Here is a 19,691-nt window from a genome sequence, read left to right as displayed (position 1 = left end):
CCAGCCCCAGGTGTGCAGCCCGCTCAGGGCAGATCAACAGTTACGGGACATATCCCTTAGGGCTCGCAGAGAATTAACTTGTGGGCTCAGAGACTTGACGTCCCAGGTCAGCGCGCCGCGCGCCCGTATGTTGTTCTTCTGCGAGCCCTTAGGCCGGTTTCGGGGTCGTGTACTGGCCGGGAAAGCGGAGGGGCGTGTAGGCGGTGCTGCTCCGGTGCCAGGAGGTGGTGCCCCAGAGGGTGGACCGGGTGCGCCAGGCGCTGTCCCCGTTCTCGGCGACCAGTTCGGTCGGGGTGCCGACGAGGTCCGTGATGATGGTGAAGAAGCGGCGGCCGATCTCCCGCTGGCCCGCGTCGCGGGCGAGGATGCGTTCGGTCTGGACAAGGGGAGTCGAGCCGCGATGGTCCCAGGTGAGTGTGACGATGTCGGACAGGTCACGGGAGACTGGTCGTCTGTTCGCACAGGACCGTCCCGTCCCAGATAAAACAGGTTTCCTCCAGGACGGTCTCACCGTCGTCCGCGAGACGCTGCTTGACGTCCTCCATTTAAATGAGCTCGTGACGCTCATGGACCTCAGAATTCGTGCACCACCACCCAGTAGTCGGATTCTTCGACCGAGGCGGCACACAGGTGGCGGCCGTCAACCGAAACAGCCACGAACTCGGGTGAACCGGTCACCCCGGAGATACGTGACGGGAGGTTCTTGCCGACCGGGTCTTTTACGCGCACCCAGCCGACCTCGCTCCCGCCGGGTACGGGCGGGAGGATGAGAAACTCTCCGTTCTCCCCGTAGAGCGAAGATTGTGAAGCATGGTGATGCCACGCCTCGTCCAGGTCGTCGGCGGCGTTGGGGGTGGAGGCGGGGATTGCGGCGACCGGCTCCACCTCGAATCCGCTGACCGCATAGATGGCGGCGTTCACGGGTGGGCCGTCAGGTGCCGCCTCCCCCGTCACCTCAAGTCCGCAGCGCCCAAGGGTGTCCAGCCACTCCGGTGCCTGCCGGTCCTTCATGATCCCTGACCTTTCATCGGTCCCTACGGCATTCAGTTGCCTTCGTAGAACAGGTGATGGTCACCACCCGATTTGTTTATCTTGGCATATCTTTCCATGGACTCCGGATAGCCGAGGCTACCGTCGGGTCGCTGCACCCTTGCATTGTCCCAGCCGAAGTTGACGAAGTTCCGGGTGTCATCGATCTTCGGTTTTCCGGCATGGAAGTGTGGACCTGCCGGATCGTGGGTGTGCTCGACGACCACACGCGATCCACTGTCCGTTTCGAATTGCCGGAAATTTCCCCAGTGTGCCGGGTCGGATGAATAAATATGACCCGGCGTGTGCTTCAGTTGCTTGTCCCCAGTGACTACCCACTCGGCTATGGGGTCTTCGCCGTGACGAACACCGGCGAGCTCGTACGCGGCTTTTTCCGCATCCGCACGGTTCTCGAATGGGTTGCCTTTCTCACCACGCGGATACGGGCTGAGTCCGAGAGGGTCGGACCAGGTGTGGGGGTTGTGGACGTAGGTGGCGGGGTTGGGCGCGGGGGTGAGCCCGAGGGGGTCGGGGGTGAGGTATCGCGCGGTTTCAGGGTCGTAGTGGCGGAACAGGTTGTAATGCAGGCCGGTTTCCGGGTCGTAGTACTGACCGGGGAAGCGGAGCGGGGTGTAGGCCGTGCTGGAACTGCTCCAGGCGGTGGTGCCCCAGAGGGTGGCGCGGGTGCGCCAGGCGATGTCGCCGTCCTGGCCGATCAACTCGGTAGGGGTCCCGACGAGGTCGGTGGCGATGGCGAAGAAGCGCCGGTCCACCTCGTCCTGACGGGTGTCCGCCGTGAGGATGCGCTCGGTCTGTGAGAGGGGAACGCCGGACCGATGGTCCCAGGTGAGGGCGACTGCGCCTGGGAGGTCCGGGTGGTGAACGGTCTGTTCGCAGAGGGTCATGCCGTCCCAGGCGAACCGGATCTCCTCCACCACGCTGTCGCCGTCGGCCGCCAGGCGCTGTTTGGCGACGCGGCGGCCCAGGGGGTCGTAGCGGTAGCGCCAACGGGTCCCGTCCGGGGTGATCACCCAGGTGAGTCGGTTCTCGGCGTCCCATTCGTAGCGCCAGGTGTCGGGTTTGCGGGACAGGCGGGTCTTCTGCCGCAGTGTGATGCGGCCGATGGCGTCGTGTTCGAAGCGGACGGCTCCGGCGCGGGTGATCGCTGTGCCGGCGTAAGTCCGCGGTCCGGTGGCTTCGTTGCCAGGGTGGGAAGCGGGCCAGGACGCCTCGGTCAGGTTGCCGCTCGCGTCGTAGGCGTACCGCTCGGTCCAACCCTGAGCGTGGACGGCGGTGACTTGGCCAATCGCGTCCAGGTCGAAGGTGCGGGTGCCTGACAAGAGGTCGCTGACAGAGCTGAGGTGGCCGTCCGGGCGGTAGAAGTAGGTACGGCTGTTGAGAGTACGGCCGTCGGCGGTCAGGTGACTGGCGGAGAGCCGCCCGGCCTCGTCCCAGGCCGAGGTGACGGTGAGGGGGGCGGCGAAGTCTGCGAAGACACGAGCCGTTTCACGGCCCGCGACATCATGGGTGAAGACGACCGGGGACCCTCCGGTGGTCAGGCGCTCGGGACGGCCACTGGCGTCGTACGTGTAGGTGGTCACGTGGCCGGTGGGAGTGATACGGCGGGTGCGGCGGCCCACGGCGTTGTACGCGTAACTGATGGCGCGGCCGTCGACGAGCTCGGACTTGACCCGTCCCCGGCGGTCGTACATGTAGAGGAGTTCGCTGTCCGGGCCGGACGCCTGCAGAAGACGTCCGGCCCGGTCGTAGCCGTAGGTGGTCACCTGGCCGTCGGCGTCCTTCCGGATCACCTGGCCGAGTTGGTCTCGCTCGAAGGAGATGATGTGGCCGAGCGAGTCGGTTCGGGAGGTGAGTTGTCCGGCGGAGTCGAGACGGTAGCTGAGGGTTCGGCCGTCGAAGTCGGTCTCCGAGACCATGCGACCGGCCCCGTCGTACTCGTAAGTCCAGCGCGCGCCCTGCGGGTTGGTGACCTGGATGAGCCGCAGGGCGGCGTCGTACCCGAATTCGTACCGGCCTCCGTTCGGCTGGGTGCGGGCCGCTACCAGGTCGAAGTGGGTGTACTCGAAGCGGGACACCCCGCCGACCGGGTCGGTGTGGGTGAGGCGGTTGCCCTCGCCGTCGTAGGTCCACGACTCGGTGGCGCCGTTCGGGGCCTCCCGGCGGATCAGGTTGCCGTCTGCGTCCCACTCGAGACAAGTGACGCCGCCTGTGGGGTCTGTGACGCGTCTTGCGTTTCCGAGGGCGTCACGCTGAAGAAGAGTGGTTCCGCCGGCCGGGTCGATGACCTGCACGGGCTGGCCCATGGCGTCGCAGCGGACTGTGGTGACGGCTCCCAGCGCGTCGGTGATCGACGTCAGGCATCCCCGAGCGTCGTAGGCGTACTGGGTCGTGTGGCCGGCCGGATCGGTGACCGCTGTCCGGTTGCCGCGCTCGTCGAAGCTCTGGAGCCAGCGGCTGCCGTCCGGGCCGTGGAGGTCCGTGTACCTCCCGAACGGGCCAGGCTTCATGGCGAGTCGGCTGCTGTCCGGGCGGAGCACGGCGACCAGGCGGTCGTTCTCGTCGTAGGTGTAGGCGGTGGTGCGGCCGAGTGGGTCGGTGCGGGTGAGGAGGTTCCCGCGGGTGTCGTAGGTGAAGCTGTTGATGTGGCCGAGCGGATCTGTGGTGGCCAGGACGCGACAGCCGGGGCCGATGAGGTGGCGGGTGGTGTGACCCCCGGCGGTGGTCAGGGTGGTGGTGCGGTGGCCCGTCTCGGGGTCGGGTTCGGTGTAGGTAAGGGTGATCTGGATGTGGCCGGCTTCGCCGCCTTCGGCGATGACGCGGTCGCGGTCGTCGTAGAGGTAGTCGTAGCGGCTTCCGTTGGAGTCGATCCAGGCGATGACGCGGCGGCGTTCGTCGTAGACGAAGGTGGTGGTGGCGCCGGAGGGCTTGGTGACGGCGGTGAGGTTGCCGTCCTCGTAGCCGTAGTTCAGCACCGGCAGGTCCGCGCCGTCCTCGCCCGCGCCGGCCAGGGACAGGGCGGTGACCAGGCCGTCGGTGACGGACAGCTTCACCCGGTGGCCCGCCGAGTGGACGAGGGCCAGTGGCAGACCGTCCTCGGCGCGGTCGACCGTGACGGTGTGGCCGTTGCGTTCGGCGATGCCGGACAGCCAGGCCGTACCGTCCCCGCCCGGCTCGCCGCCGGGCGGGGCGGTGAAGTGGCGGGTCAGACCGGTGTCGGGGTCGGTGACCGTGTAGTCGCCGTCGGCGTCGCGGGCCAGGAGCGTGCGGGACCGGCCCGAATGCGGCCGGGTGGGTGCGCCGGGGACCGGGTGCGGGTACGGGATCAGGAGCCCGTCGGCGGTGACGTGGACGACGCCGATGGCGTCGATCTGCAGACGCTCGTCGACGGTGGACGTCCAGGCGGGTCCGAGGAAGCGGCCGACCGTGCAACCGGACTCGGTGCGGCGGGTGAAGACCAGCGGCAGGATGCCGGGGATCTCGAGGTCGGTCTGGGGCAGGTACATCCGGCCCGAGGCGAGGTCCACCGGGTCGGTGCCGTCGGTGGTGCGCTCGCCGTCCGGTCGGTTGTGGGTCCCGTCCGGGGTGTCGTCGATCAGTTTGCGAGCCCGCGCGGCGTCGGCGGCCTGCTCGGCGACGCGTACGCCCTTCACCGCGGCACCGCCGCCGCCCGTGGCCACGGTCAGCGCGGCGTCGGGCAGCAGACGGCCGAAGCCCTCGGCCGGGTCCTTCATGAAGTCCTTGACGATCTGGGTGCCGGTGCCGACCGGGTCGTTGGCGGCGACCACCAGACCGGCGGCCAGGCTGTTGAGGGACGTGGCGTACTCGGCCGGGTGCGTGAGGTTGTACGGGTCCATGGGGTTGATGCCCCGGACGAAGTTGAGGATCCCCGCCGTGCCCTTGATGATGCCGCCGCCGACGTGGTCGCCCATGATCTGCAGTTCCTGGACGCCGTCGCTCAACTGGTCGGCGTACGACGGCTTCTCCGGGGCCATGTCGCGGGCGGCGCGGACCGCCGTGCGCGCGGTCTCCGCCGCCGAGTTCCGCTGCTTGCGGGCCTCGGCGAGGATGTCCTGGGCCTCCTGCATCAGCTGCTTGCCGGGGTCGTGGAACGTCTCCGCGGGCCTGGGAGGGAGCGAGGACGGGTTGCGCTCGTCGGCGGGCTGGGCGTTGTAGCGGTCGACAGCGGCGTTGAAGCCGTCGACCTTCTTGCGGTGGGCGTCGGCGGCGTCCTCGGACGCCTTGACACCCTCCTTCCACTTGTCGATCGCCGCCTGCGCCTGTCCCTGCGCCCAGGTGACGGTGTCGGCGAACGCGTCGAGCGCGCCGAGCGCCTTCGCGCAGGCGTCGGCGGCGGCGTACCACTTGGGCGGCTGGGTGCTCACCGCGGTGCGCAGCGCTTCGGCCGCCTCGCCCTTGAGCCGGGAGGAGTCGAGGCCCCTGAGACCGTCGCCGGTGTTGTCGAAGGCCGTCTGGAAGGCCCGGAGTTTCTTGGCGGTGGCGTCGAGTTCGGCGGGGCTGCCGTAGATCAGTTTGGTCTTGTCCTCGGTCTGCCCGAGGTCCATCTCGTCGACCTCGGCGCCCATCCGGTTGGCTACCGAACGGGACTGCTCGCGCACCCAGTCCGCACCGGACTCCCAGCCGACGTCATTCAGCCGGTCGGCGGTCCAGTTCCCGGCGTCCTCGACCCGGTTGCCGGCCCACTCGACGCCGTCCTCGACCGCGTTCTCGACCGAGTCGGGCGTGATGTCACTGATGAAGTCGCCGATACCCACAGTCAGTTCCCCCCGGACTCACCCTGCTGCTGCGCCTGCTGGGCGCGTTCCTCCGGCGACGGGCCGAAGGTGTCGTCCAGCGCCTGGTTCCACTGGTCGTCGGAGATGCCGAGCGCGTCGTTGAGCATCTCCGACCGCTGGCCGCCCTGGCCCTCGGTGAGGACGGTGCGGCCGGTGTCCTTCCACGTCTGCTCCATCTCCTGACCGGCCTGCTCCCACGACTCGGCGCTCCAGTCCGGGTTCAGGGCGTCCGGCGTGGCCACCTCGCCCCAGTCCTGCTGGGTGATCTCCTCCTCGGTGGCGTGCGGGTTGCCGCCCATCACGGAGTTGACGCCCACCTTCAGTGAGCCCTCGACGTACTGGTCGTGCTCCCACTGGGTGCCCGCCGCCAGGCCGAGGCGGTTCGCGAGCGCGCTGGCGTCGCTCACCAGGGCTCGCACACCCCACTCCCAGCGCTCGCAGAAGTCCTCGAAGTCGACCGAGAGGCCGTGGTGCCCGGCCTCCATCCCGGTCATCGACAGCTCCGAGAAGCCCTTGCCCATCACCGAACCGGTGGCGCCGCCGAGTTCACCGAGCTGGTCGATGGTCGCGCCCACGCCCTGCGTGAACTTCGCGACAGACGCCTTGTCGAACTGCAGGTCAGCCCCGTCACCACCCATGGCCGCGCCCCTCCTGTGCCTCGCCGGAGTCGACGGCGACGCCGTCCGGGACGATGCCGACGACCGGCGGGAAGAACATCGACCCGTCCTCGGTGGCGATGTCGACGGCAAGGCCGGCGGGCTCGTCCAGGGACGGCACGACCTCGTCGACGATGCGAGCGCCCAGCAGCGCCGCGTAGTCCATGGGCTGATCACCGTACGAGTGATGCAGGGCGAACCGGGCGAGCGCGGCCTCGTCGGTGAACCCGCAGATCCACCGCACCCCGCCCGACCGCGCCGACCAGAGGCCTCCGCCGGCCGTCGGCACCAGAAGGACCGAGCGCCGCATCTCACCGACCAGCGCACGAGGGTCACCGACTCCCCTTCTCCGCTCGGCAATTCGCTCGGCGAGCGCTGTACTTGTCTGCTCCACGGGCCCTCCCCGTCGTGGGTGACTGCTGGCACCGTAGATCAAGACGCGCGGCATGACGGAGTCGGTTCTCGTGAAGATCTGCTCGGGCCGGCTGGTCCTGGAACCGGTAGGAGACGGCAGTCGAGACCCACACGGTTGCGGGTCCGGCGTACTCGGTTGCGTAAGCGCTGCGTGAGCGGACGAGGTGGCACAAGCTGTGCCAGGGCGGCATGGGGCGCTCAGCAGCACGCCTTCGACCAGGGGAAACAGGATCCGGCGGCACGCCCCGGCACCCGCCGTCACGATTGTGCAAGTCCCTACGGGGTCATGCCGACCCCGGCCACGCGCACCTTGTCAGCCATGCGATCTCCTACGAACGGCCAGGGGGGAGTTCGCGCAGCAGTTGGGACCTGACCTCGTTCTTGAGGACCTTGCCGACCTTCGACCGGGGCAGGTCCGGCCATACCTCGACCTGCTTGGGAGCCTTGACGCCGCCGATCCTGGCCTTCACGAAGGCGCGCACGTCGCCCTCGGTCACGCTCTGCTCCGGGTGGAGTTGCACGACCGCTGTCACCCGCTCGCCCCACTTGTCGTCGGGGAGGCCGACGACCGCGCAGTCCTGGACGGCGGGGTGCTCCATCACCGCCTGCTCGACTTCCGCGGAGTAGACGTTGAAGCCGCCGCTGATGATCATGTCCTTCGCGCGGTCGACGATGAACAGGTAGTTGTCGGCGTCGAGGTAGCCGATGTCCCCGGTGTGGTGCCAGCCGTGCCGGGACGCTTCCTCGGTGGCGGAAGGGTTCTTGTAGTAGCCCGCCATCACGAGGGAACCGCGTACCACGATCTCGCCGCGCTCACCGGGTGGCAGCAGGTTCCCCTCGCCGTCCATGATGGCGACGGTCACCAGCGGAGCGGGCCGTCCCGCGGAGGCGAAACGTTCGGAGGCGAGCGAGCCGTCGGCGTGGAAATGGTCCTCGGGCGCCATCGTCGAGATCATCATGGGGGCTTCTGACTGGCCGAAGAGCTGGGCCATCACCGGGCCGATCCGCTCGACGGCCTCCGCCAGCCGGGCCGCCGACATCGGGGCCGCGCCGTACCAGAGGCACCGCAGGGATGTCAGGTCGGTGGCTGCCAGGCGGGCGTGGCCGAGAAGCATGTAGATCAGGGTCGGGGGCAGGAAGGTGTGGGTGACCCGGTGCCGTTCGACCAGCGCGAGGAACTCGGTGAGGTCCGGCGCGGGCATGATGACGATCTCGCCGCCGAGCGTCATGACGGGGAAGCACAGCACTCCGGCCGCGTGGGTCAGCGGGGCGAGCGCCAGGTAGACCGGGCGGGTGCCGAACGGGTAACTCATCAGCGTCAGCGCCGACATGGTCTCGATGTTGCGGTCGGTCAGCATGACGCCCTTGGGCCTGCCGGTGGTGCCGCCCGTACCGACGAGCATGACCGTTCCGTCGACCGGCCCGGCCTGCCAGGGCTCGGTGGGAACGCCGTCCAGCCACTCGCCGAAGGCTGTCGCGAAGGCCGGGGATCCGTCGAGGCAGACCAGCGTGGTGAGCTTCGGCAGATCCGGCAGGATCTTCGCGACCAGGGGGGCGTAGGCCTCCTGGAAGACGAGGCAGGTGCAGTCGAAGAGGTCCAGCAGGTCGCGGTTCTCCGCGGCTTCGTTACGGGGGTTGACCGGGCACCACACCGCGCCCGCCCGTGAGATGCCGAACACGCAGGAGAAGGCGGTCGGATCGTTCGCGGAGAGGATCGCCACCTTGTCCCCGGGGCGTACTCCCGACCGGTCCAGTGCGCGGGCCACCTGCCAGGAGAGCTCCTGGACCTCGCCGTACGTGAGTGTGCGGTCCCCCGTGGTCAGGCAAGGGGCGCCGGGGCCCAGGGACGCGCCCTTGTCGAGATAGTCGGTCAGCCGCATGGACGCCGTCCTCAGTGGTTACGTGGGTGACCGGGGGCTCCGGCGCCAAGCGCTCCGCTGGAGGTGCGGTGCGTCGACCGCGGGTCCGTCGTGGCTGGTCGCTCCCCCACTCTCGGCTGCTCCCCAGTGCCTTAAGGGCCTGGGGGGACCCCCAGAGCGGGGGCCCAGAGCGGGAGACCCCCATCGCGGTGGAGCCGCACATCGATACAGCCCCGCGCCCCTACGGAGAGCTGCCGAACCGCACCGAACCGCACCGGACCTCGCCGGACCCGCTCAGTGCGGCCGGAGCCCCCGGAACGGTCAGTTGTGGACGGTCAGTACCGGGTCGAGTACGAGGCCGAACGCCTTGAGCACGCCGAGCAGTTCCCGGTGGCCGAAGGCCTGGCAGGCCGAGGCCAGGCCGACGCGCCTGGGCGCCTGCTGCAGCAGCGAGTACGCGGCGTACGCCTGGAGCAGTCCGGTCTGCTTGTAGTTGCTGTTGCCGTGGATCACGCAGTGCGCCCGCCCGAGCGGGCCCGAGGCGTGGACGGAGTCCACCGAGGTGTTGATCCTCGGGTTCTCCCGGGGCGGCATGCCCGCCTGCACCGAGGCGGCCACCTCGGCCAGCGCGGCGTCCTGTTCGTCGGCCGGGAGGGTCTTGATCTGGGTCTCGACCATCTTCACCGTCTCGACCACGCCCTGCATGACCCCGCGGTCCATGACGCCGCCGAGGACCCTGCAACTCGCCACACGTGGATCGTTCTTGAACCACACGGGATGACTGGTGCCGCCCCACGGCAAGGCCAGCGCCGTTTCGTGCTGTCCGGGGACGGTCACCTCGACGGCGGTGAGCGGGTCCCACTTCTTGTACTGGTTCTCCTCCAGGTAGTGCCAGTCGGCCTTCAGGATGGTGAAGATCGTCTGCGTGGAGGCGTAGGTCGGGAACCCCTTCCACAGCACCAGCATGTCGAGGGTGTCCAGGCCCGGTGTCTCCAGGCAGATGTTGGCCGCGATCTCCCCGGTGGTGTACATCTGCGCGACACCGGGGGAGAGCAGGAGGCCCTTCTCGGCGTACTGGTCGCCCCACCGCGCCTGCGCGTCGAGGACCCAGTCCTGCTCCCCGGTGGTGTCGAGGTAGTGGCAGCCGGCCGCGAGGGCGGCTTCGACGACCTCCGGCCCGTACTTGATGAACGGGCCGACCATGTTGCTCACCACCTTGGCGCCGCGGAAGAGCTCGGTCAGCGGCCCGACCGCGTGCTCGACCTCGACGACCTCGTGGTCCACGGTGTCGATTCCGGGAACCTTGTCGAGGACCTCCTGGATGCGCGCCTTGTCGCGTCCGGCGGCGATGAAGGGGATGTTGTATTCCCGGAGGTACTCGCAGACGAGGCGGCCGGTGTAGCCGGAGGCCCCGTAGACGACGACGGGCTTGTCGTTGCTCATGATGGTTCGGCCTTTCGATGGTCGGCGGTGGGGGAGTGTGGTGGAGGCGCCGGGAAGGGGCCCGTCACATGCCCATGCCGCCGTCGACCGGCAGGCCGGCCCCGGTGATGAAGCGGGCACCGTCGGAGGCGAGGAAGACCACGGCGTCGGCCATGTCGGCGACCTCGCCGAGCCGGCCGAGCGGGGTCAGGGCGATGACGTCGCCGACGGCTGCCTCCGCGCTCGGCCAGAGGCCCAGGCTTTCCATGTCCGCCGCGAGTTTGGCGCCCATCTCGGTCGGTACGAGGCCGGGATAGACGCAGTTGACGCGCACGCCGTAGCCGAGCTTGCCGGATTCCAGCGCGGCCACCCGGGTGAGCCGGTCGACCGCCGACTTCGTCGCGGCGTAGCCCGCGATACCGGGGAACGGGATGGTCGCCGCGACCGACGAGATGTTGACGACGGCGCCGCCGTTGCCGGCCGGACCGTCGGGGCGCATCGCGCGGAAGGCGTGCTTGACGCCCAGCGCCGTGCCGAGGACGTTCACTTCCAGCATCCGGCGGACATCGGCCGGATCGAGGTCGGCGACCAGGCCGGAGATCTCGACGCCGGCGTTGTTGACGACGATGTCCAGGCCGCCGAGCTCGTCGATCGTCTGCGAGACGGCCGATTCCCAGCTCGCGTCCTCGGTCACGTCGAGGGACACGAAGGCGGCGGTGGCGCCGGACTCCCTGAGCGAATCGGCGGTCGCCTTGCCCGCCTCCTCCTGGATGTCGCCGATGACGACGGCGGCGCCGGCCCGGGCAAGCGCCTCGGCCATGCCTGCCCCGAGTCCTCGGGCCCCACCCGTCACCAGGGCTTTGCGCCCGGTCAGGTCGTACACGCTCATGGAACATCTCCTCGTTGAGATGACGTGCTGTCGGCGTCACGCACTCGGTCGTACGGAAACCCGGACCGGGGGACTGCGGGACGTGACGCCAGCGTAGGCACTTCTGGACAGTCGTCAAGACTTCATTTGACGACTGTCCAAACTTTCTTTGACGACTGTCCAGATTCTTGCTGGGTTCTCGTCCCCGGCCGCGATAGCCTGGCGCAGCGGTCCGCAGGGTGCGGGCGGGCGGAAGGGCCGACGGAGACGCGCTGTGACCCAGACTGCGGGCAAGAGCCGGGACAGGATCTCCCGGCGGCAGGTCGACAAGTTCGCCGAGCGACGGGCACAACTGGCGGCGTCCGCGCTGCAGACCCTGTCCGAACTCGGCTATGCCCGCACGAGCCTGCGCGAGATCGCACAGAACTCCGAGTTCTCCCACGGCGTCCTGCACTACTACTTCCGCGACAAGGTGGAGCTGATCACCTACTGCGTGCGGCAGTACAAGGCGGAGTGCGTCACCCGTTACGACCAGATCATCGTCACCGCCGGCTCGGCCGAGGAACTCAAGCAGGGCTTCGGCGCGGCGATGGCCGACACGCTGCGCGAGGAAGCGACGATGCACCGGCTCTGGTACGACCTGCGGAACCAGAGCCTGTTCGAGGAGTCGTTCCGTGAGGATGTCCTCGACATCGACCAGAGCCTGGAACGGATGATCTGGCGCGTCGTCAGCCATTTCGCCGAGCTCGTCGGCTCGCCCCCCGTGCTGTCGCCCCCAGTGGCGTACGCGCTCTTCGACGGGCTCTTCCAGCAGGCGCTGCTCAGGTACCTGACCGGTCGCGACACTGCCGCGGACGACCTCCGCAAGGGTGTGGAGCACCTCCTGGGGCAGTTGGTCGTCGACGCCTGAGCACGATGTCGCTCGCGACCGGTAACCGGTAAAGCGTGCAGGATCCTGCCCCCGGGCAACCTGTGCAGATCCGACAAGTGCCGTGCGTGGGTGTTGAGGTGCAGCGCGGATGATCCGGGGTTTTCGGGTCTTCGGGATACCGGACACCGGGTGCTGAAAGTCTCTGGAGTGCATGATCGTCGGGCAGTGCGTGCAGGGCACTGCGGATGGTCGAGGGGACTGTTGTGAGGGTCGAACTTCCGCCGGAGCCGGTGTACTTCGTCAACCGCGACGATGAGCGGGAACGTGCCTTGCGCGCCGTGACGGAACGGCGGAGCCGTTCCCGTCCGCTGGTCCTGGCGCTGAGCGGTCCTGGCGGCCTGGGAAAGACGGAGCTGGCCGGCCTGATCGCCCGCGCTCTGCTCGACCGCCGCCCCTTTGCCGATGGTGTGCTGTCCGTCGACCTCGACGACTTCCGGGCGGACGGCGTGCTGGACCCCGGTGATGTGCTCTCCCAGTTGCTGAACTCCCTCGACGTGGCGCCGGACCAGGTGCAGGCCCAGTACGCGGCTCGGTGCAGGCAGTACTGGAACAGGACCTCCGACGCGAATCTGGTCCTCCTGCTGGACAACGCGCGCTACGCCTCGGAGGTCGTCCCCCTGCTTCCGGCGTCGGGCGACAGCGTGGTGATCGTCACGAGTCACGGTCCGCTCCACGACCTCGAAGCCGGAACCGCGGTGGATCTGGCGCTGCCGCCGCTGGAGGAGCGGGCGGCGACGGAGCTGCTGGAACTGATCGTCCGTGACCACCGGCTGGCCGCCGACCCGGAGGCGGCGCGGGCGGTGGTCCGGTTGTGCGACGGCCTCCCCGCGGCGCTGCTCGAATCGGTTCGCATGACGCTTCGCGCCGAGTCCGACCACCGCGAGTTCGCCCTCCGCCGCCAGACCTACGCGGAGTTCCTCGGAGCCGCGGAGACCAGGATCCTCACCGAGCGGAACGGGCGGGGTCAGGCCGACGACGACGTCCTGCTGCAACGCGCCCTGGGCGGGGTGCTCCTGGAAGGCCCGCCGGATGCCGCTGCCGCGGCGCAGCATCTCGTCGACTGTCTGAGACGCCATGAGAGGCCGGACGAACTCAAGCGCGCGAAGCTGGCCTTCGTCTCGGTGGCGCAGGAGTGCTGCCGGTCCCGGTGACCTTCCCCGGCGGAAAGCGGAAGCCCAGGTCAGGGGGATCTGACCTGGGCTCTCTTCCTGAAGCGCTCATGGCGGAGCGTCAGACCGGGCCGGGGTGGAGGACCGGGCGGGCGTACACGTCCCACAGTTTGCCGAGGAACAGCATGCCGAATCTGGCCAGCCCCGCGGCGCGGGCGGCGGGGGAGGGGCCCTCCACCCGGAAGGTGGTGAGTTCCCTCAGGAAGTCCGGGACGCCCAGCCGGAGCACTCCCTCTGCCGTCACCTCGCCGATGGCCTCCTCGCCCTCCGGCACATGTCCGCGCAGTACCCGTGTGCGAAGGGTGGTGGTCTCGCTCCACATCCGCAGCGGGTTGCCGCTGTCGACGGTCTTCACCCCGACGAAGGTGAGCGGCTTGTCCTGGTCGTCGGTGAAGTGCAGCCGGTAGCGCATCTCCTTACGCGTGGGATCGCCGTCGTCGACGAACAACTGGAAGGTCCCGCCGGTCAGTTCCCGTACGCCGCCGAAGGCAGGGCAGCGCACCTGCCCGGTGACCGACGCGGTGTGCCGCGGGTCGCTGGCGAAGCGTTCGACGTTGTCGGTGGCGATCGTGAGGTGCACCGAGAGGCGTACGGACTGCCCGTCCGCCCCGAGGGTGACCCCGCCGCGCATGTCCTCGCTGAACCGCAGCGACACCGGGGTCTCGAGGAGCGGCTGGGGGAGCGGGTCGGCCAGCGGGATCTTCCGCTCCGCGCACCACGAACGAGCGGTCTCGACCCCGCGGTCGACCGCCTCGTGCTGCCGGTCACCGCTGAAGTTGATCAGGTAGTGGAGCGGTACTTCCGCGCGCAGGACGTGCAGTTCGATGTGCCGGCCGAACTCGCCCGGCAGGCCTGCCGCGACGGCGGCGTTGTTCCGCTCGACGCGGTCCACCACGCGGCGGAAAGTGCCGTTGGCCGCCGCCTCGATGATCTGGAAGTACTCGGCCACGAAGCCGGGACGCCACTCGCCCCGTTCGCTCACCGTCCAGATCACCCAGATCTCGTCGGCGCCGCGGTCGATCGCCTCCTCCAGGTTCGCGTCGGTCACGTACACCGGGTCGATGTAGGTGTCGCCGTCGATCCGTACCGGCGGGAACCACATCGGCAGAGACACGCACGCCGCCAGGAAGTCCTCGGACATCCGGGCGGGGGGCAGTACCTCAAGCTCCTGGCGGGTCACGTTGTAGACGTTGAAGGTCGCGTCGAGGGCCGATGACCGGATCTTCCGCCAGTCCAGCCCCCACATCGGGAAGACGTTTCTGCGGTACGCGTCGAGGGTGAACAGTGACTCGGCATAGGCCAGCCGCGCCAGCTGGCGGACGTTGACCGACACCCCGGCCTTCGGCTCGGTCCGGCGCCAGGCGTCGGCGATCTCGGTCCCGGACATGCCCTGGCACATCATCGCGAGGTTGAACGTGCCGCCGCTCGCGCCGTCGACATGGTCGAAGACCAGTCCCGCCTCGTCGAGCCACACCTGCAGCACGCCCGCCTGGAACGCCACTTTGATCCCGCCGCCGGCGAGGATCAGGGACCGCTTGGTGGTACGTGGGGGTGCGGTCTCAGGCGCCGTATCGGTCATCGGACGCTCCTTCGGTGCGGAAGAGACGGGGAAGACGAGGAAGACGAGGAAGACGGGAAAGAGGGCCGGTCGACGGAACGTACGGAATGGGGACGTACGGAATGCGGGGTCGTACGAAGACGTCCCACACCGACCCGGCGAAGAAGATCCCGAACCGGGCCAGGGCCTCGGCCTGGCGCACCGGATTCCGGGTCCCCGTGATCCGTACGGTCGTCAGCTGCCGCAGGTAGTCCAGAGCGTCGAGCCGCAGCACTCCGGAGGACAGTGCCGCGCCGTCGGGTGTGTGGCCGTGGCGGACCGTCGTGTGCAGCGTCGTGGTCGCGTCCCAGATGTCATCCCAGACGTCGATCCGCCCGTGGTCCCGCACGTCCTTGACGCCGTCCAGCAGATACGGCTGCCCGTCCGCCCCGAAGAACGGCAGCGTGTACAGCATCCGCCGGGCCGCCGGAGCGTCTGAGGCGGTCAACAGGTTCACCACCCCGCCGGACACCTTCGCTCCCTGCGGCCCGGTGACTCCCCGGACGTGCACCGTGCCCGTCGCGGCCATCGGGTGGGTCGGGTCGTCGAGGGTGTCGGTCAGTACCGGGGCGGTCACCGTCACCCGGAACCGGGCGGGCGCCGCCTCATCGTGCGGTGCACCGCCTCGCACGGTGCCGTGCATGGTCTCGGTGAACGTCAGCCCGGTTCCCGGGGCGCTCGGCGCCGGGGTGCCGCCCACCGGGATCCGCACCTCGTCCAGCGGATCGGGCACCGGCACCGCGAACTCCCGCTCCGGCGCGCGCCACTCGGCCCGGTCGGTGATCCGGCGGATGGCCGCCTCGATGTTCCGCTCGGCCACCGCCGCGATGGTGAAGGACGGATTGACGCCCGTCGCCTCCGGCAGGCAGCCGCCGTCCAGCACGAACAGGTTCGGGTAACCGAACACCTCGCCCCCGGCGTCGGTGACTCCGTCCGCCGGGTCGTCGGCCATCACACAGCCGCCCAGGTTGTGGACCGAGACCGGAATGTGAAGCGACCGCCACAGCGGGTTGGTTCCGGACCGGCCGCCCAGCGCCGCGGCGACATCGGCGCAGAACCGTTCCTCGGTCTCGTAGAGCCCGAGATTGTCGCCGAGGTTCCACGAGATCCGCAGCTCGCGGCTGACCGGGAGCAGCGAGATCCGGCCGTCGGCGGTGTCCCGGCCCATCGCCAGGAACACCGCGGTGTGTTCATCCGCAAGGTCCGTACGGTCCGGCCGGGCGCCGATCCGCTCCCGCCCGGCGCTGCGGATCGCCGCCAACGCCTCGTCCTGTGAGCGCAGCAGGCCGGCGAAGCGCGGATCGCCCTCGTCGAGGAGCCGGATCAGCCCGGCGACCTCGCGGGGGAAGGCGCCCTCCTGGAAGACGAACCAGCGACGGCCGCTGCCGGTGCCACGGTCGTGCACGATGCCCGAGGTGATCACCGGCCCCCGGGACGGCTCCAGAGCCTTGGCGGTGCCGAAGGCGAACCCGAGGTGGTCGCCGTTGCCCGAGTAGCGGTGGCCGAGCCGCTCGGACAGCTCCGGCAGTGTCCCGTACTCGTCACGGCAGCGCAGCAGCAGCTCCGTACTGTTCACCGCGCCCGCCGCCAGAACCACGACCGGCGCGCTGACCGTCTGACTGGCCCCGGTCGCGTGATCGGTGTATGTGAGCCGGTAACCGGTGACGCCGGACAGCGGTTCGATCCGGGTCACCTCACAGCGCGTACCGACCTCGGCCCCGCGCTGCTCCGCGACAGCCAGGTAGTTGAGATCCAGGGTGTTCTTCGCCTGGAAGTTGCAGCCGATGTCGCACTCACCGCAGTGACGGCAGCCCGACTGGGGCACGCCGAACTTGTTGGGCCGCATCACCTCCGGCTCCCCGAAGTCCACCGCGAGCGGGAGCAGCGCGAACTGTCCCTCGCGACCCATCGCCCGCGCCGCCTCCCGCATCGCCATCGTCTTCGGCGGCAACCCGAGCGGCTGTCGCTCGCTGACCGGTGTGAGGTCCAGCATCCAGGCGACGAGGTCGTAGTACGGATCGAGCGCGGCGCGGCCGTAACCGCTGGGCCAGCCCCGCTCGAACCCGTCCTCGGGCACTCGGAGGTGGACATTGGCGTACAGGTGGGAGCCGCCGCCGTAGGACGCGCCCTGGACCACGGTCATCTCGCTGAAGGGCCGTACGTCGAAAAGCCCCTGGTCCTTCGACCACAGCCAGCCGTTCAGCGGGTTGTCCCAGTCTCGTGGGAAGCCACCGAGCGGGTAGCGCCGCCCGCGCTCCAGAACACCGACCCGCAGGCCCGCCTGAGACAGTCGGCAGGCGGAGACCGCGCCGCCGAAGCCTGTGCCGATCACGAGTGCGTCGTAGCTTCGGCGCATTCGTACCAGTCTCCTTTCGTCATGGGCTCCGCCATGTCCGAGCTTCATCGCAGGGATGGCGGCGTGCAATACGAGGACATTTGTACAGGCCTTATGAGGCGTCTTATGGACGGCGCCTCATGGGCGGGGCTCTATGGGCGGCCGATGAGGCCAAATGGGTGGTCGCCTGCGAATCCGGGATTCGGGGCCGCCCGCGCACGGAAAGCGTAGGCCGACGCATGCCCGGTGCTGATTTCGCTCCTCGCCGCAGGGACCCCGCCCGCGAGAAGTACCGACACATCGGCGTCGTTTTCCGAATTCCCCGACCCAAGAGGTGGGCACCTTGACGCAGAGTCCCCCGACAGCGACCGATGTGCCGTCCCCCGATGGGCATGACGCGCAGATGATGCGATCCGTACTGGAAACCGGCGGGCTGTGGACCGTCGACACTCGGGCTCCGTCGTACCGGCAGCTCCGGCCGTTCAATCAGCCGGACAGGGCGCGGTACTCCCAGCTCCCGGAAGCCGACGAAGAGAGCGCCGCGTACTGGGAGACCGACGGCTTCCCGGTCCACAAAGGCCTGTCGACGCATCTGGCGGGCATCGAGGAGCATCCCGATCCGGTAGCCGCCCATGTCATGGCCGTCTGTTCCGGCTACGCGTATTCGGGGGCGGAAACCGTCTCGATGATCATGGCGAGACTGGGACTCGAGAAGAACCACTGCCGCCTGATCTCGGCAACCGTCGACGCCATGTTCATCTGCTCCAGGGCATTTCTGATCCAGAGCGGCGACGGGAAGGTGGTCATCCTCTGCTACAGAGGCACCGAACCGACGAATCTGGCCAATGGGCTGACCGACGTCGACGTGGAACCGGAGAGGATCAACTACCAGTTCGAAGATCCCTGTGCCAGCGTGCACGCCGGCTTCTACCGCAATGTCCGGGCAACGCGCCACGAGGTCATGGAGGCGTTGCGGCGCGCCGTGGTGGGGCGATCGGTGCGTAAACCGGTGGAGGGTGAATCCGACAGGATGCCGGGGAAGCTCGAGGCGCTGTACATCACCGGGCACAGTCTCGGAGGGGCCATGGCCTCGATGCTGGCGGTGATGCTGCGGCACGAGAAGAAATACGCGGCTGTCGCCGAACTCCTCAAGGGGGTATACACGTTCGGTCAGCCGATGATCGGCGATCCGAGTCTCGCCGGAGCCTGCGAGAACGACCGGGAATTCAGCAGGAAGATCATCCGATACGTTCACGGCGACGATGTCGTTCCGCATTTCCCGCCGGTGACAGCGGGGCCGTACGAGCACTTCGGGCGCGAGTACCGGTACCGGATCTCGCACCTTCAGCAGAGCGTGTCCGGCTGGTTGAGATACCTGGGATCCTCGTACCAGCCGCAGACAGGGGAATGGCGCGAAACGGATACGTACACATCACAGATGTCGAGCTTCCTCGGCTTCGCGCTGGGCGTGACGACGCTGGCCGCACGGAAATCCCAGATCCTGCGGGCTCTTCCAGTCGTGTACTCACTGGAGGACCATCTTCCCGCCCATTACATCGGAGCCCTGACCCCTGGGCGCGTATCGGATGAATTCGGCGATTGACCTCGATCGTTCGATCGTTCATGAGTCCCCGTCAGTTCGCTGACGGGGACTCTGCGTTGTCGGCGAAGACATGGGTGCCGCCGCCGGAGTCGGTCCACGTGCTGCTCATGCGTGCTGCTCATGGGGTAGCCGGCCGCTCCTCCTCAACTGCCGTGCACGTCGCGGTTCGGCGATGAGTGACAGCGTGGTCGGGCCCGCGCCTGGCTGGCCGAGGGGGCTATTGCCCGAGGTTCCCCGTACAGCGACTTTGACCCGCGCATGAGGCGGGAGAAAGCGGTCCGTGTACCGCTCCGGCGCGGATGGAAAGCCCGTCGAGTCAGACCTTGGCGATGCGGACGCCGGGGCCGCACAGCATGTGGAGGTCCTCGGGGTCTGACGTCAGGATGGTCACGGGAGCGGGCGAGGCCAGTGCGGTGGCGGCGACGAGGGCGTCGAGGGCGTATTTGTGGCCGTGCAGGTCGGCTGCGGCGAGCAGCTTGCTGGCATGGCGGGCGATGGCTTCGGTGGGCGAGACGATGTTCACGCGGGAGACGGCGTAGTCGAAGCGGGCCTGGTTGGTTCTGGGATCGCGGGCTTCGACGAGGGTGACGGAGCTGGTGATGACGCGAATGTCCTCCGCCTCGGCCGCAGCCAGCCATTCGGTGAGCTCGGGTGTGCGGCGTACGAGTTCGGACAGGCCTTCGCAGCCCAGAACGAGGGTGCCGCTCATGCGGCGTCGGCCGAGCCGGCTGCGTCGCCGCGCAGGAGCGCCCGCTTGGCCTCGACCGCTGCCTGATCCACCGGTCCTTGCTCGCTCTCCGCGTCTTCGATGAGTTCGCGCAGCCGGTCCCGCTCGAGTTGGCGCTGGATGAGGGCTTCGACGTAGGCGGACATGCCGCGCTTGCCGGTGCGTGCCTTGAGGGCGGCGATGGTGCCTTCGTGGAGGGAGACGGAGACGGGGCGGACGGGGCCTTCGCCGGGAGCGGGGTCGGGGGTGGTGGCCATGAAGCCACAT

14 protein-coding genes and 1 pseudogene are annotated in these 19,691 nt (G+C 68.8%); 3 read left to right on the top strand and 12 right to left on the bottom strand.

Translation table 11 applies throughout. From position 1 onward, the window contains the following. Positions 1-149: 149 nt before the first annotated feature. The 8 genes and pseudogenes from OP79_RS20440 to OP79_RS20405 all read right to left on the bottom strand — a co-directional run. Positions 150-533, bottom strand: a pseudogene (locus tag OP79_RS20440) (hypothetical protein); the annotation flags it as partial. A gap of 40 nt (positions 534-573) precedes the next feature. Then, positions 574-921 carry a PH domain-containing protein gene (locus tag OP79_RS20435; RefSeq protein WP_245685395.1) on the bottom strand — a complete coding sequence of 116 codons (348 nt, stop codon included), beginning with the start codon at positions 919-921 and terminating at the stop codon, positions 574-576. Between the two features lie 122 nt (positions 922-1,043). After that, entirely contained in the window at positions 1,044-5,822 is a 4,779-nt protein-coding gene (locus tag OP79_RS20430) for a putative T7SS-secreted protein (protein ID WP_033321722.1), read from the bottom strand. A 2-nt stretch (positions 5,823-5,824) separates the two neighbouring features. Then, complete coding sequence (locus tag OP79_RS20425; protein ID WP_033321721.1) at positions 5,825-6,481, bottom strand: hypothetical protein; 657 nt, start codon at positions 6,479-6,481, stop codon at positions 5,825-5,827. Further along, positions 6,471-6,893 (bottom strand): hypothetical protein, encoded by a 423-nt coding sequence (locus OP79_RS20420; RefSeq protein WP_211270833.1) that lies wholly within the window; start codon positions 6,891-6,893, stop codon positions 6,471-6,473. The genes OP79_RS20425 and OP79_RS20420 overlap by 11 nt, the downstream gene beginning before the upstream one ends. Positions 6,894-7,242: 349 nt before the next feature. Then, positions 7,243-8,793, bottom strand: coding sequence for an acyl-CoA synthetase (locus OP79_RS20415; RefSeq protein WP_033321719.1), 1,551 nt, complete (start codon positions 8,791-8,793; stop codon positions 7,243-7,245). Between the two features lie 300 nt (positions 8,794-9,093). Next, positions 9,094-10,215 carry a DUF5938 domain-containing protein gene (locus OP79_RS20410; protein ID WP_033321718.1) on the bottom strand — a complete coding sequence of 374 codons (1,122 nt, stop codon included), beginning with the start codon at positions 10,213-10,215 and terminating at the stop codon, positions 9,094-9,096. Between the two features lie 64 nt (positions 10,216-10,279). Further along, positions 10,280-11,083, bottom strand: coding sequence for an SDR family NAD(P)-dependent oxidoreductase (locus OP79_RS20405; protein WP_033321717.1), 804 nt, complete (start codon positions 11,081-11,083; stop codon positions 10,280-10,282). A 253-nt stretch (positions 11,084-11,336) separates the two neighbouring features. On the opposite strand from OP79_RS20405, the gene OP79_RS20400 reads away from it, so the two are divergent. Further along, positions 11,337-11,972 carry a TetR/AcrR family transcriptional regulator gene (locus OP79_RS20400; RefSeq protein WP_033321716.1) on the top strand — a complete coding sequence of 212 codons (636 nt, stop codon included), beginning with the start codon at positions 11,337-11,339 and terminating at the stop codon, positions 11,970-11,972. 224 nt (positions 11,973-12,196) lie between these two features. After that, complete coding sequence (locus tag OP79_RS20395) at positions 12,197-13,144, top strand: ATP-binding protein (RefSeq protein WP_211270832.1); 948 nt, start codon at positions 12,197-12,199, stop codon at positions 13,142-13,144. 79 nt (positions 13,145-13,223) lie between these two features. Here OP79_RS20395 and OP79_RS50470 read toward each other — a convergent pair whose 3' ends face one another. Both OP79_RS50470 and OP79_RS20385 read right to left on the bottom strand, forming a co-directional pair. Further along, positions 13,224-14,741: a patatin-like phospholipase family protein gene (locus OP79_RS50470; RefSeq protein ID WP_051744775.1), complete on the bottom strand. Its 1,518-nt coding sequence runs from the start codon at positions 14,739-14,741 to the stop codon at positions 13,224-13,226. After that, complete coding sequence (locus OP79_RS20385) at positions 14,722-17,115, bottom strand: GMC oxidoreductase (RefSeq protein WP_078491901.1); 2,394 nt, start codon at positions 17,113-17,115, stop codon at positions 14,722-14,724. The genes OP79_RS50470 and OP79_RS20385 overlap by 20 nt, the downstream gene beginning before the upstream one ends. A 352-nt stretch (positions 17,116-17,467) precedes the next feature. Here OP79_RS20385 and OP79_RS20380 point away from each other — a divergent pair, with 352 nt between their 5' ends. Further along, entirely contained in the window at positions 17,468-18,697 is a 1,230-nt protein-coding gene (locus OP79_RS20380) for a lipase family protein (RefSeq protein WP_157857334.1), read from the top strand. A 316-nt stretch (positions 18,698-19,013) separates the two neighbouring features. Here the strand turns inward: OP79_RS20380 and OP79_RS20375 are convergent, their stop codons facing one another. Continuing rightward, positions 19,014-19,406 carry a type II toxin-antitoxin system VapC family toxin gene (locus OP79_RS20375; protein WP_033321713.1) on the bottom strand — a complete coding sequence of 131 codons (393 nt, stop codon included), beginning with the start codon at positions 19,404-19,406 and terminating at the stop codon, positions 19,014-19,016. Next, positions 19,403-19,681, bottom strand: a complete 279-nt coding sequence (locus OP79_RS20370; RefSeq protein ID WP_033321712.1) for a hypothetical protein — start codon at positions 19,679-19,681, stop codon at positions 19,403-19,405. The genes OP79_RS20375 and OP79_RS20370 overlap by 4 nt, the downstream gene beginning before the upstream one ends. Positions 19,682-19,691: the final 10 nt, after the last annotated feature.

This window comes from Streptomyces yerevanensis, assembly GCF_000716805.1.
In the GTDB taxonomy this organism is placed as follows: domain Bacteria; phylum Actinomycetota; class Actinomycetes; order Streptomycetales; family Streptomycetaceae; genus Streptomyces; species Streptomyces flaveus.
This window is presented reverse-complemented; position numbering and strand designations above follow the sequence as displayed.